Raw genomic sequence first — 12,484 nt, forward strand, 5'->3', positions numbered from 1 at the left:
CCAGGCCGCCCAGGAGCAGCGCGCCGCCGTGGCGCCATGCGCCGACGCCGACGAGCGCCAGGATGAGCACGACCAGCGCGATCATCACGACCGGCGAGGGCTTGAGCGCGAAGGGCGGGGTGTCCATCGGATCAGTCTGGCATGGGCGCGCCTCAGGCCGGCGGCGGCGCGCCATCCCTGGCCTCGAAGCCGGTGGCGATCCGGGCCGGATCGACGCCTTCCTTGGCCCGCCGCAGCTCGACGTAGAGCACCGCCGCCCCCGTCGCGCCGACCAGGCCGGTGATCACCGCCACGATCGGCTGCACCACGATCTCGCGGAACGCGAAGGGCGTGAACGCCGTCACCGCGCCGAGCACGGCGCCCAGCACCAGCGAGGCGAGCAGGAACACCACGAACAGGGCGAAGATGCGCCAGCGGTTGCCCTCGGTGAGCCGGGCGCTGCGCCCGAAGCTCTCCATCACCGGCATGCGCTCGGCGACGAAGGCCGGAACCGCGACGCACCACATCACCGCCAGGATCAGGCCGGGCACGACGAGCAGCACCAGGCCGACGGCGATCGCGAGGCCGGCCAGCAGGCCGATGGCGAACAGCGGCAGGAAGTCGTTGAGGCCGACCGAGAGGCACTGGCCCACCGAGGCCCGGCGGCCGTTGAGATCGGTGACCGTGCCGTAGATCAGCGCCGCCTGCAGGATCAGCGAGGCGACCAGCCGGACCAGCCCGGCCAAGGCCATGCTCGGCCAGCGCGACCAGTCGCCGGCGCTGAGGAACGCGGTGTGCGCGGCGCCGGTCAGCACGGCGGGAACGCCCACCAGGATCGCGGCCAGCAGCGCGAACACGGCGAGGTTCCGCTGCAGCACGCCCACGATGTCGCGGATCACGCGGCCGATGTCGAGCTCGGCCGGCTGCGCCATGGCTGTCATAGCCTGTCCCCCCTGTTGGCCTGACCTGTGACGCGAAGCTTCTCACGGGCGCGCCGGCTTGTCGACGCGCCCGCCGCGGCGTCTAACCTTGCGCCGAGCCGATCGGGAGCGAGCCATGTCCGCCGAGCACGAAACCATCCTCGTCGACCATCCGAGGCCGGGCGTGGCCCGGATCACGCTCAACCGGCCGCAGGCGATGAACGCCTACACCTGGCGCATGACCCAGGAGCTGCAGGCCGCGATCGCCGCCTTCCGCGACGACGACGCCCAGAAGGCGCTGCTGGTCGCCGGCGCGGGCGAGCGGGCGTTCTGCACCGGCGGCGACATCTCCGGAACCGGCGGGGATCCGGCGCACGGCCGCTGGGTGCGCGAGGCGCCCATGGGCCACGGCCGCGAGATGCGCGAGGGCATGCAGGCGGTGGTCGCCATGCTGCGCAGGCTGGACAAGCCCTCGGTCGCCATGATCCGCGGCTATGCGGTGGCCGGCGGCCTGGCGCTCGCGCTCGGCTGCGACATCCGCCTGGCGGCGGCCTCCGCCAAGCTCGGCGACACCGCGGGCAAGGTGGGCCTGCTGCCCGACGAGGGCGGCGCCTGGCTGTTCCCGCACGCCATGGGCCTGGACCGCGCCCTGAAGATGAGCCTGCTGAACGAGATCTACGACGCGGCGACCGCCGAGCGGCTGGGCCTGGTCACCGAGGTCGCGCCCGACGCCGAGCTGGAGGGCCGCGCGCTTGCGATGTGCGAAGCCCTCGCCGGCAAGGCGCCGCTCGCCGTGCGGCTGATCAAGATGATGATGGCCAAGGCGATGGAGACCGGCTTCGAGTCCTCGCTGGCCGACGCGCAGATGGCGGTGATGATCGCCAACCCCTCGCAGGACGTCCGCGAAGGCACCGCCGCCTTCCGCGAGAAGCGCGCGCCGAAGTTCCAGGGCCGCTAGGTGACCGCCCTGGGCGCGCGATGCTCGGGCCGGTCGTAGGCTCGCATCGCCAGGACCTCGCTCAGGATCTCGACGGCGTCCCACAGCTCGGCGAAGCGGGTGAACAGCGGCGAGACGCCGAAGCGCAGCACGTCGGGGGCGCGGAAGTCGCCGATCACGCCGCGGGCGATCAGCGCCTGGACGATGGCCTCGCCGTCGGGGTGGGTGAAGGCGACGTGCAGGCCGCGCTCGGCCGCGCGCCGCGGCGAGGCGAGCGCGAGTTCAGGGCAGCGGACCGCGACGCGTTCGATGAACAGCTCGGAAAGCGCCGCGCCCTTGGTCTCGGCCTGGGCGCGGTCGACGGCGAGGTGCAGGTCGACGCCGGCCTCCAGCGCCGCCAGGCTGAGGATCGGCGGGGTGCCGGTGGCGAGGGCGCGGACGCCGGGCGCGGGCCGGTGCCGGTCCTCGAATGCGAAGGGCTCCGCGTGGCCGAGCCAGCCGGTCAGCGGCTGGCGGATGGCCCCCAGGTGGCGCTCGGGCACGAACAGGAAGGCCGGGGCGCCGGGGCCGCCGTTGAGGTGCTTGTAGCCGCAGCCGACCGCGAGGTCCGCCCGCGCGCCGTTCAGGTCCACGGCCAAGGCGCCGGCGCTGTGGCTGACGTCCCAGAGCGCCAGCGCGCCCTTGGCGTGGGCGGCCGCGGTCACCGCGGCCATGTCCCAGCGCCTGGAGGTCCGGTAGTGGACATGGCTCAGGACCAGGGCGGCGGTGTCTTCGTCGATCGCCGCGACGAGCTCGCCCTCGGGGACGATCTTCAGGCGGGCGCGATCGCCCAGCAGCGCGGTCAGGCCCTGCAGGATGTGCAGGTCGGTCGGGAACTCGCCGGCCTGGGCGAGCAGGGTGGCCCGCCCGGGGCGCAGGCTGAGCGCGCCGGCCGCCAGCTTGAACAGGTTGACCGAGGTGGAATCCGCCACCGCCACCTCGTGCGCCGCGGCCCCGATCAGCCGGGCGATCTTGCCGCCGACGCGCAGCGGCGCCTCCATCCAGCCGTTCAGCTCCCAGCTGCGGATCAGGTCGCGCCCCCACTCGGCGACGGCGGTCTCGGCGAGCCTGGCGAGCGCCGTCTTCGGCGGCGGGCCGAGCGAATTGCCATCCAGGTAGATCACGCCTTCGGGCAGGGTGAAGGCCTCGCGCACGCCCGCCAGCGGATCGGCCGCATCCATCGCCACGGCCTCGTCGCGGCTCAGGCCCACGCGCGGGGTTCCCGATCGGCGCCGCCCCAGGGCCCGTCCGGCCCAAGCGGTTGCGGAATGTCCCAAAGCCTTGGCATCAAGGCTTTCTAGGATGCGAGGGAGAGCGAGGCCATGGCGATCCGCGAGCGCGCGTTCCGCTACTCAGGCGCCGAGGGCGCGCAGATCGCGGGCTTCCGCTGGACCGACGCGGCGACGACGCCCCACGCGGTGCTGCAGGTCGCCCACGGCATGGGCGAGCACGCCCGCCGCTACAAGGCGCCGCTCGCGCCGCTGGTCGCGGCCGGCTGGGCGATCTACGCCGACGACCATCGCGGCCACGGCCTGACCGCCGGCGGGCCGGACGAGCTGGGCGACTTCGGCGAGCGCGGCGCCGAGCTCATCGTCGAGGACCTGCACGAGCTGACCTCGCTCGCCCGCGCGGAGCATCCCGACCTGCCGATCGTCCTGCTCGGCCACAGCCTGGGCTCGTTCTTCGCCCAGGCCTATGTCTTCGATCACTCGCGGGCCATCGACGGGCTCGTGCTCTCCGGCACGGCGGCGTTCGGCGACCGCACCGGCCCGCGGCGGCGGCTGGACGAGATCCGCATCGACGGCGAGGCGCCGCGCACGCCGTTCGACTGGCTGTCGCGCGATCCGGCCGAGGTCGACGCCTATATCGCCGATCCGCTGTGCGGCTTCTCGCCGAAGGCCGGGTTCGAGGCGACGTTCGGGCGGCTCCTGGCCCGCATCCGCGATCCCGAAGAGATCGCCAAGATCCGCAAGGACCTGCCGGTCTACGTCTTCGTCGGCGACAAGGACCCGATCAACGAGGACCTGAAGCTGCTGGAGCCGCTGATCCGCCGCTACAAGGAGGCAGGGCTCGCGGACCTCACGGTCAAGGTCTACCCCGGCGGCCGGCACGAGATGCTGAACGAGACCAACCGCGCCGAGGTGGTCGCCGACCTCACCGCCTGGCTGGAACGCGTGGCCGGCCAAGCCCGCTGACGCGAGCCACGACCTGTGGTTGGATGGGCCGGCGGCTGCGGCCGCGCGATTTGATCGAGGCATTTCGGCGGGCCGAGACCCGCCCGGGGGAACGACCAGCATGATCCGGATTTCGCGTCTCGCCGCGGCGACGGCCGTGGCTCTGGCCTTGGGCGCGGGCGCCGCGCCCGCGATGTCGCAGACCGCCGCCAGGCCGGCCGCCGCCGCAAGGCCCCAGGCCAAGCCGCGCTGGCCCGGCCTGCCGCCCGGAGCGGTCGAGGCCTACGCGACCATGCGCGACGGGACGAAGCTCGCCGCCAACGTCTTCAAGCCGGAGGGGAAGGGGCCCTGGCCGGTGATCATGACCCGCACGCCCTACCTGAAGGACGGCCGCATCGATCCGGAGAAGGATCCCAAGGGCGCCCGGATGAAGGAAGCGCTCGCCAAGCAGGCGAAGCACTACACCGACGCGGGCTACGTCTACGTGCTGCAGGACGTGCGCGGCAAGGGCCGCTCGGGCGGCTTCTACGCGGCCTTCGAGAACGACGTCGAGGACGGCTACGACAGCGTCGAATGGGCCGCGAGGCAGCCGTGGAGCAACGGCAAGGTCGGCCTGACCGGCGGCTCGGCCATGGGCATCACCTCCAACGAGGCCGCGATGGCCGCGCCGCCACACCTGGTGGCGGCCTACGTCGTGGTCGCCCCGCAGGACCTGCTGAAGAACAGCTACATGGGCGGCGTGCTGAAGGAGAAGGACGTCATCGGCTGGCAGCGCGACCAGGGGATCGCCGAGGACGTGCTCGACCAGGGGCGCCGGCGGGTCGCCAACGACATCTTCTGGCAGCGCGGCGCGATGAGCGCCAACGCCAGGTTCATCCGCATCCCGATCTACAACGTCGGCGGCTGGTACGACATCTTCAACCGCGGCGACGTGGCCAACTTCGAATACCTGCAGAACCAGGGCGCGAAGGGCGCACGCGGCAACCAGAAGCTCTACATGGGCCCGTTCGGCCACGGGAATCTGTCCGGCGGGCTGGAATATCCGGGCCTCGACCGGCTGGCGCTGGGCGGCGACCAGGAGATCCGCTGGTTCGACCACTGGCTGAAGGGGATCGACAACGGCATCATGGCCGAGCCGCCGGTCACCTACGTGATGATGGCGGCCGCCGAGAAGGGCGCCTACTCGCCGAAGAACCGCATCCTGCGCTCGGCCAACTGGCCGCCGGCCTACCGCGAGGTCCGCTACTACCTCGAGCCCGACAAGGCGCTCTCCACCAGGCCGCCGGCGGCCGCAGAGGCCAAGATCTCCTATCGCGACGACCCGGCCAATCCGGTCCCGACGGTCGGCGGCGCCAACCTCACCTTCGAGCGTGGGCCGATGGACCAGCGGGCGATCCCGGCGCGCCAGGACTACCTGCGCTTCGAGACGCCGGCGCTGGATCGCGACGTGGCCATCTCCGGCCCCGTGAAGGTCGAGCTCTATGGCGCGACCGATGGCCCCGACACCGATTTCATGGCCAAGCTGGTGGACGTCTATCCGGACGGCTACGAGGCCCTGGTGCTGGACGCCCCGATCCGCGCCCGCTACCGGCATGGCCGCATGCCGGACGAGGTCAGGATGATGACGCCGAACGCCCCGGAGGAGCTGACGATCGACCTCTGGAACACGGCGATCACCTTCGAGAAGGGCCACCGCATCGCCCTGCACGTGACCTCGACCAACAGCCCGCGCTTCGAGGTCAACCCGAACACCGGCGAGGCGCCCGGCGAGCACAGGCTGCCGCCGCGCGTGGCGGTGAACTCGGTCTACATGGACGCGAGCCACCCCTCGGCGCTGGTGCTGCCGGTGGTCTATCCGGACGACGCCAAGAAGTAGTCCGCCCGCCCGTCAGATTGGAGCGCCGTCGGACGGCGGCTCTTCAGGCCGCATCCGGCTAGCGCTCCTCGTCGCGCCGGCGCGCCGCCTCGCGGGCGCGGGAAATCCGATCCTCGGGCGCGCCGCGGGCGTCCCAGCCGCTCGCCGCGGCCTGGACCTGGGGCGGCTCCCGGCCGAATTCGGCGCCGCCCTCCGCCGCATGGTCCTGCGAGCGGCGAGGCTCGCGCGACCTCCGGTAGTCCTCGTCGTACCGCTGCTGCTGCGCGCGGCGCCAGGCCTGGTAGTCGCGGTCATGCCTGCGCATCTGCTGCTCGCGCCAGCTCAGGTACTCGGGGTCGAATTCGTGGCCCTGCCGCGGGTGGTAGGCGTAGTCGTGCGGCGCGCCGTAGTCTTGCACGCCGCGGTTGCGGGCGTTGAGCTCCAGGTCGCCATAGGGCGCGCCGCCCGCGGGCCGCCAGCTCTCGCGTTCGTTGCGGCCGCCCGCGCCGCGGGCGCGCTCGCGCTCGCGCCAAGGCTCGCGGCCCGCCTCGAGCCCGTACTCCTGGCCCGCGTAGCCGCCGAAGCGTGGCGCCTCGCGGTAGCCCGCGCGGTCCTGGTCGTAGCGGGCGCCCCAGCGGCCCTCGCCGCGCCATGGCTCGCCGCCCTCTGAGCGGCGGCCGCGAGAGCCCGGGCCGTAGCGGTCCTGGTCGGAATTGAAGCGGCCGGTTTCGTCGAACGAGCGGTGCTCGCCGGCGCGGCCGCGCCCGGCCAGCTCCCGATCGTCTCCGCGCGGGGCTCGGTCGTCACCGCGGCGCCCGCCGAACTCCCAGGTTCCATCGCGGTCAGCCATGATCGTCGTCCTCCGGATCCGTGTTGCGTCAGGTGCGGGCTCAACCCAGGGCTCGGATGCGCTGTTCCGTGCGCCGGACGCCCCAAAAACAGGGGCGTCCCTGTGCGGTTGGCGCTTGCCGCAGCCTGGCCCCGCGTATCCAATGGCCGCCTGCCTTGGGACGGGACACCAATAGCCGACGACATGACCGACGAGCGCGCCAAGAGGGCGGCGCTGACCAAGGCGCTGCGCAGCATGTTCAGGCGGTTGCAGGCTCGTCCTACGCCGGAGCGGCTGCTGTCGGTCGTGGGTCAGTTGGAATCCTGCGAGACGCCGCCGCCGCGCAAGAAGGCGGACGGCTAGGCGCGGCCCATGGCCCCCAGGCTCTCGAAGGCCATGACGTCGGTGGCGTCGTCGGCCTCCATGATCTTCAGCAGCCGCGCGCGCGCGCGGTTCACCCGGCTCTTGATGGTGCCCAGCGCGCAGCCGCAGATCTCCGCCGCCTCCTCGTAGGAGAGCCCCGCGGCGCCGACCAGGATCAGCGCCTCCCGGTGCTCGTCCGGCAATTGCTGCAACGCGGTCTGCAGCGCGTGCATGGCCACGCTCCAATCCTGCGTCGGCGCGGACTTCAGCGTTCCCGCGTATTCGCCGCTCTCGTCGCGCACCTCGCGGCGGCGGCGCAGGACGTTGGTGTAGTAGGTGTTGCGCAGGATCGTGAACAGCCAGGCCCGCAGATTGGTCCCCGGCTCGAACTTGTCACGATTGGTCCAGGCCTTGATCAGGGTGTCCTGCACCAGGTCGTCGGCGTCTGATCCGTTGTGGCTGAGGGACCAGGCGAACGCCCGCAGCGCTGGTATCAATCCGACGACATCGTCCCGCCAATTGGACGTCGCGTCCATCGTGCCCTCATTCCGCCCGGCCTCGGGCAACTGCCTCAAGCTCTCCGGCGCCCCGATCAACGCATCCCCGAGTCATCTGTTCCGGTTCGCCGCGCGGCGCAAAACCGGGAAGAAGCCGGGAACTCGAGGGGCAGGATGGCGTTTGGCTCCGCTCACGCGAAAAGGCGGGGCTCGATCTTGAATTGCGCGGGGGGCGACCACACGTCGTTCGCGGAACGGGGGAGCGCATGACCGAGCCGGACGAGCCCGCCAGGATCGCCGCCCCGCCGGCCGCCGGCGAGCGATCCCTCGTCGCCCGCTACCGCGCGGTCCGCCAGGCGAGCGAAGCGCTGGCCCGGGCGCTGACGCCGGAGGATCAGCAGGCCCAGTCCATGCCGGACGCGAGTCCGACCAAGTGGCACCTGGCGCACACCAGCTGGTTCTTCGAGACCTTCCTGCTGGAGCCCCGGCTGCCCGGCTACAGGCCCTTCGATCCGAGGTTCGCCTACCTGTTCAATTCCTACTACGAAGCGCTGGGCCCCAGGCAGCCGCGGCCCGAGCGCGGCCTGCTCACGCGCCCCTCGCTCGCCGACGTGATCGCCTACCGCCGCCATGTCGACGACGCCATGGCGCGCCTGCTGGCCACGCCTGGCGCGGGCGGCCTCGGCGCGCTCATGGAGCTCGGCCTCGCCCATGAGGAGCAGCACCAGGAGCTGATCCTGATGGACATCCTGCACCTGTTCGCGGGCTCGCCCCTGCATCCCGCCTATGCGCCGCCCAGGCGCGCCGCTCCCGGCATCGCCCCGCCGCTGGGCTTCGTCGGCTTCCAGGGCGGGCTCACCGAGATCGGCCACGCCGGCGAGGGCTTCGCCTTCGACAACGAGACCCCGCGGCACCGCGTCTGGCTGGAGCCGTTCGAGCTCGCCGATCGGCTGGTCACCAACGGCGAATGGCTGGCCTTTGTGCACGACGGCGGCTACCGCCGCCCCGAGCTCTGGCTCTCCGAGGGCTGGGGCCGGGTGCAGGCGGAAGGCTGGGAGGCGCCGCTCTACTGGCGCCGCGGCGAGGATGGCTGGCTGGAGATGGGCCTGCATGGCCTCAGGCCGCTCGATCCCGCCGCTCCGGTCAGCCACGTGTCCTTCTACGAGGCGGAGGCCTATGCCGCCTGGGCCGGCGCGCGCCTGCCCAGCGAGGCCGAGTGGGAGCACGCCGCCCGCACGGCCGAGCCGGGCGGCCAGTTCCTGGATTCCGGACGCCTGCAGGCCCAGGCCGCGCCGCCGGGCCCGGGGCTTCGCCAGATGTTCGGCGATCTCTGGGAATGGACCCGCAGCGCCTATTCCCCTTATCCGGGATTCCAGCCTGCGGCCGGCGCAGTCGGCGAGTACAACGGCAAGTTCATGGCCGGCCAGTTCGTGCTCAGGGGCGGCGCCTGCGTCACCCCCGCCGGTCATGTGCGGCCGAGCTACCGCAACTTCTTCTATCCGCACCAGCGCTGGATGTTCTCCGGCGTGCGGCTGGCGCGCGACGGCGCGGCGGACGCCAGGCGCGCTCACGGCGCCGGCGAGTTCGAGCGCGACGTGCTGGAGGGCCTTGCGAAGCCGCAGAAATCCGTGCCGCCCAAGTACTTCTACGACGCCGAGGGCTCGCGGCTGTTCGAGGCGATCTGCGAGCTCGCCGAGTACTATCCGACGCGCACCGAGATCGGCCTCCTGCGCCGCATCGCCGCCGATCTCGCCGCCGAGATCCCCGAGGGCGCGGCGCTCGTGGAGTTCGGCAGCGGGGCGAGCGTCAAGACACGCATCGTCCTGGACGCCGCGCCGCAGGTCGCCGTCTATGCGCCGATCGACATCAGCCCGCAGGCCCTGGCCGCGGCCGCCAAGGCGATCGGCCGCGACTATCCGGGCCTCGCCGTCGCCCCGCTGGCCGAGGATTTCACGCGGGCGCTCGAGCTGCCGGCGCGCGCCAGGGGCCGGCCGGTCGTGGGCTTCTTTCCCGGCTCCACGATCGGCAACTTCAGCCCGGACGAGGCCTCGGCCTTCTTGCAGCGCGCGCGCCAGCTTCTCGGCGAGGGGGCGGCGTTCCTGATCGGGCTGGATCTGGTCAAGCCCGAGCCGGACCTGATCGCCGCCTACAACGATCCGCTCGGCGTCACCGCCGCCTTCGACAAGAACCTGCTCGCGCGCCTCAACCGCGAGCTCGGCGCAGATTTCGACCTCGAGGCGTTCGATCACGTGGCCGTGTGGCGCGCCGCGCAGAGTCGGATCGAGATGCACCTGAAGAGCCGGCGCGACCAGCAGGTCACGGTGGCGGGCCGGCGCTTCCGCTTCGCCGCCGGAGAGACCCTGCACACGGAGAACTCCTACAAGTTCACCGTCGAGGCATTCGCGCGGCTGGCGGCCGGGGCCGGCTGGACGCTCCGGCGGGCGTGGACCGAAGCCCAGCCCGCCTTCGCGGTCGTCCTTCTGAAGGCTTAGCCGGTGCGGCCGCGCGAACGGCCGCCTCCGCGCGATGCCTCGCCGCCCTTGCGGCCGGCCGAGGCGGCCAGGTCGCGGTCCTTGGCGAAGCTGCGCTTCTCGCCCGGCACCGAGGCGCCGCCCTTGCGGGCGATCTCACGGCGGCGTTCGGGGTTCATGGCGGCGAAGCCTCGGCGGGCGCGGGGCTTGTTGGGTTCAACGCTGGGCATCAGAACTGCTCTCCTAATCGGGCGTGGTCAGGGCGAGCGAGGCGTGAGCTGATGCGGCCGATGCTCAGGCGGCCGCCCCGGCCCGGAGCGCGCATCCCCACGCGTCCCAGCCCGGCCGAATCAGTCAGCTCTAGGGGCGTTTTCGGCTCGGACATGGCGCCTCGCATGGGTTGCGGTCAGGCTAACCATTGAGACGCAGCCAAGGTTGCGTCCGCCGTCACGCGAGTTTTTCGCAAGACTGTGAGGCCCTTGCACGATCTTGGCGCCGAGCCTCGCCCCAGAGTCGCGCTAGAGTCGCCCTAAAGCGGCAACTGCACGCGCGCGGTGAGTCCGCCGCCCGAGCGATTGACCAGCGCCACGTCGCCGCCGTGCCCGCGCGCGATGGAGCGCACGATGGCGAGGCCCAGGCCGGCTCCTCCGGTCTGGCGATTGCGCGACGGCTCGCGCCGGTAGAAGGGCTCGAACACCCGCTCGCGGTCGGCGGGCGGGATGCCCGGACCGTCGTCGTCGATCTCCACCACCGCCGTCGCGCCCTGCCGCATGACCCGCGCGCTCGCCCGGCCGCCGAACTTCACGGCGTTGTCCAGAAGGTTGGCGAACAGTCGCCGAAGCGCCATGGGATCGCCTTCCAGCACCACCTTCTCACCGGTCTCGATCTCCGTCTGGGCGCCCGTCTCGGCCATCTCGTCGCACAGGCTCTCGAGCAGGGAGGAAAGCTCCAGCGGGGTGCGCTGTCCCGGCTGGCCCGCGTCGCGCACGAAGGTCAGCGCGGCGGAAATCATCGCCTCCATCTGGTCGATGTCAGCGGCGATCTTGGCCCGCTGATCGTCGGGCAGGGACTCGATGCGGAAGCGAAGGCGGGTGAGCGGCGTGCGCAGATCGTGGGCGATGGCGCCCACCATGGCTGTGCGGTCCTCGACATAGCGCCGCAGCCGCTCCTGCATGTCGTTGAAGGCGCGCACCGCCACCCCGATCTCGGCCGATCCCCTGAGCGCCAGCGGCGGGGCGCGGGGATCGCGGCCCAGCCGCTCGGCGGCGCCGGCGAACAGCCGGATCGGCGCGGAGAGCCGGCGGGCGAAGATGTAGGCCGCCGGCGCCATGGCCAGCGCCGAGAGCACGAACCAGAGCGCGATCCGCTGCTGCCAGGGATTGAGCCCGAAGGCGGGTTGCGGCCGCACCTCGTCATAGCTCCCGTCCGGCCGCCTCACGGCGACCTCGAAGGGCGCGACCAGGAAGTGCTCCTCGTTGACGCCGGCGCGCACGATCTTGTCGCGCAAGGTCCTGAGCACCCGCCGATCGGAGAAGGGATTGCGGTCGACGGCGATCACCACCCGGTCCTGCGCCACGCCCAGGTTCCTGGCGATCTCCGAGCGGAGGGTCGGGGCCAGATGGGTGTCGAGCGGCACGCCGGACGGGTGATCGACGGTGCGCAGCTCCAGCGGCCGCCGCTCGGTGAACAGGGCCTTGCCGCCATGGAACGTCTGCTCGATTTCGCTCAGCCGATAGAAGTCCGGCGTCGGCGGCGGCAGGTTGAAGATCAGCACCAGGCTGATCACCTCGGCGGCGACCAGGGTCAGCATGGCGAGCGCCAGCAACTGCACGAACAGCGAGGCGGTCGGCCGGCCGCGCGCGCTCAGCCTCATGCCCGCCTCACCTTGGCGGTGAACATGTAGCCTTCGTTGCGGATGGTGCGGATCAGGTCCTGGCCGCCTCCGCCGTCGTCGAGCTTGCGGCGGAGCCGGCTGATCTGCACGTCGATGGCCCGGTCGAAGGCGTCGGAATCCGGGCCGCGCGCCAGCTCCAGAAGCTGGTCGCGGGTGAGCACCCGCTGCGGCCGCTCCACGAACACCCTGAGCAGGGAGAACTCGCCGGACGACAGGTTCACCACCACGCCCTGCGGCGAGCGCAGCTCGCGGCGCACGAGGTCGAGCGCCCAGCCGGCGAACTCGCACGACGCGCCCACCGTGCCGCTCCCGCTCCGCGCCTCGGCCCGCCGCAGCACGGCGCGGATGCGGGCCAGCAGCTCGCGGGGATTGCAGGGTTTGGCGAGATAGTCGTCGGCGCCGAGCTCCAGGCCCACGATGCGGTCGGTGTCCTCCCCCATCGCCGAGAGCATGATGATCGGCGGCCCACCGTCGGCGGAGGCGACGCGCCGGCAGACCGCCAGCCCGTCCTCGCCCGGCAGCATGA

12 protein-coding genes are annotated in these 12,484 nt (G+C 72.1%); 5 read left to right on the forward strand and 7 right to left on the reverse strand.

Going from position 1 to position 12,484, the window contains the following annotated elements:
• Positions 1-152: 152 nt before the first annotated feature.
• Complete coding sequence (locus tag VLI41_RS14340) at positions 153-911, reverse strand: hypothetical protein (protein ID WP_325268764.1); 759 nt, start codon at positions 909-911, stop codon at positions 153-155.
• Between the two features lie 124 nt (positions 912-1,035).
• Here VLI41_RS14340 and VLI41_RS14345 point away from each other — a divergent pair, with 124 nt between their 5' ends.
• A complete protein-coding gene (locus VLI41_RS14345; protein ID WP_325268765.1) occupies positions 1,036-1,857 on the forward strand; it encodes an enoyl-CoA hydratase/isomerase family protein in 822 nt (273 codons plus the stop codon).
• Here the strand turns inward: VLI41_RS14345 and kynU are convergent.
• Positions 1,854-3,086 carry a kynureninase gene (gene kynU, locus VLI41_RS14350; RefSeq protein ID WP_325268766.1) on the reverse strand — a complete coding sequence of 411 codons (1,233 nt, stop codon included), beginning with the start codon at positions 3,084-3,086 and terminating at the stop codon, positions 1,854-1,856. The genes VLI41_RS14345 and kynU overlap by 4 nt on opposite strands.
• A 111-nt stretch (positions 3,087-3,197) precedes the next feature.
• On the opposite strand from kynU, the gene VLI41_RS14355 reads away from it, so the two are divergent.
• Together VLI41_RS14355 and VLI41_RS14360 are read left to right on the forward strand one after the other, a co-directional pair.
• Positions 3,198-4,070, forward strand: coding sequence for an alpha/beta fold hydrolase (locus VLI41_RS14355; RefSeq protein ID WP_325268767.1), 873 nt, complete (start codon positions 3,198-3,200; stop codon positions 4,068-4,070).
• Positions 4,071-4,170: 100 nt separating this feature from the next.
• A complete protein-coding gene (locus VLI41_RS14360; RefSeq protein WP_325268768.1) occupies positions 4,171-5,925 on the forward strand; it encodes a CocE/NonD family hydrolase in 1,755 nt (584 codons plus the stop codon).
• A gap of 58 nt (positions 5,926-5,983) precedes the next feature.
• Here VLI41_RS14360 and VLI41_RS14365 read toward each other — a convergent pair whose 3' ends face one another.
• Entirely contained in the window at positions 5,984-6,754 is a 771-nt protein-coding gene (locus tag VLI41_RS14365) for a hypothetical protein (protein ID WP_325268769.1), read from the reverse strand.
• A gap of 183 nt (positions 6,755-6,937) precedes the next feature.
• Here VLI41_RS14365 and VLI41_RS14370 point away from each other — a divergent pair, with 183 nt between their 5' ends.
• A complete protein-coding gene (locus tag VLI41_RS14370; protein WP_325268770.1) occupies positions 6,938-7,096 on the forward strand; it encodes a hypothetical protein in 159 nt (52 codons plus the stop codon).
• Here the strand turns inward: VLI41_RS14370 and VLI41_RS14375 are convergent.
• A complete protein-coding gene (locus VLI41_RS14375) occupies positions 7,093-7,632 on the reverse strand; it encodes a sigma-70 family RNA polymerase sigma factor (RefSeq protein ID WP_325268771.1) in 540 nt (179 codons plus the stop codon). The genes VLI41_RS14370 and VLI41_RS14375 overlap by 4 nt on opposite strands.
• A 227-nt stretch (positions 7,633-7,859) precedes the next feature.
• Between VLI41_RS14375 and egtB the strand changes: the two genes are divergently transcribed.
• On the forward strand, positions 7,860-10,085 hold the full coding sequence (egtB, locus tag VLI41_RS14380; protein WP_325268772.1) for an ergothioneine biosynthesis protein EgtB: 2,226 nt from the start codon (positions 7,860-7,862) through the stop codon (positions 10,083-10,085).
• Here egtB and VLI41_RS14385 read toward each other — a convergent pair.
• The 3 genes from VLI41_RS14385 to VLI41_RS14395 form a co-directional block, all read right to left on the reverse strand.
• Positions 10,082-10,294, reverse strand: a complete 213-nt coding sequence (locus tag VLI41_RS14385) for a general stress protein (RefSeq protein ID WP_325268773.1) — start codon at positions 10,292-10,294, stop codon at positions 10,082-10,084. The genes egtB and VLI41_RS14385 overlap by 4 nt on opposite strands.
• Positions 10,295-10,593: 299 nt before the next feature.
• A complete protein-coding gene (locus tag VLI41_RS14390; protein ID WP_325268774.1) occupies positions 10,594-11,937 on the reverse strand; it encodes an ATP-binding protein in 1,344 nt (447 codons plus the stop codon).
• Positions 11,934-12,484: winged helix-turn-helix domain-containing protein (locus VLI41_RS14395; protein WP_325268775.1), on the reverse strand; the 551-nt coding region annotated here is incomplete at its 5' end. The genes VLI41_RS14395 and VLI41_RS14390, both read right to left, overlap by 4 nt.

Source organism: Phenylobacterium sp. (genome assembly GCF_035475775.1).
In the GTDB taxonomy this organism is placed as follows: Bacteria; Pseudomonadota; Alphaproteobacteria; order Caulobacterales; family Caulobacteraceae; genus Phenylobacterium.

Bases quoted from the DNA above. Each gene is read 5' to 3' on its own strand.
- VLI41_RS14340 (WP_325268764.1), bottom strand. From the start codon at position 911: ATGGCGCAGCCGGCCGAGCTCGACATCGGCCGCGTGATCCGCGACATC.
- VLI41_RS14345 (WP_325268765.1), top strand. From the start codon at position 1,036: ATGTCCGCCGAGCACGAAACCATCCTCGTCGACCATCCGAGGCCGGGC.
- VLI41_RS14355 (WP_325268767.1), top strand. From the start codon at position 3,198: ATGGCGATCCGCGAGCGCGCGTTCCGCTACTCAGGCGCCGAGGGCGCG.
- VLI41_RS14360 (WP_325268768.1), top strand. From the start codon at position 4,171: ATGATCCGGATTTCGCGTCTCGCCGCGGCGACGGCCGTGGCTCTGGCC.
- VLI41_RS14365 (WP_325268769.1), bottom strand. From the start codon at position 6,754: ATGGCTGACCGCGATGGAACCTGGGAGTTCGGCGGGCGCCGCGGTGAC.
- VLI41_RS14370 (WP_325268770.1), top strand. From the start codon at position 6,938: ATGACCGACGAGCGCGCCAAGAGGGCGGCGCTGACCAAGGCGCTGCGC.
- VLI41_RS14375 (WP_325268771.1), bottom strand. From the start codon at position 7,632: ATGGACGCGACGTCCAATTGGCGGGACGATGTCGTCGGATTGATACCA.
- egtB (WP_325268772.1), top strand. From the start codon at position 7,860: ATGACCGAGCCGGACGAGCCCGCCAGGATCGCCGCCCCGCCGGCCGCC.
- VLI41_RS14385 (WP_325268773.1), bottom strand. From the start codon at position 10,294: ATGCCCAGCGTTGAACCCAACAAGCCCCGCGCCCGCCGAGGCTTCGCC.
- VLI41_RS14390 (WP_325268774.1), bottom strand. From the start codon at position 11,937: ATGAGGCTGAGCGCGCGCGGCCGGCCGACCGCCTCGCTGTTCGTGCAG.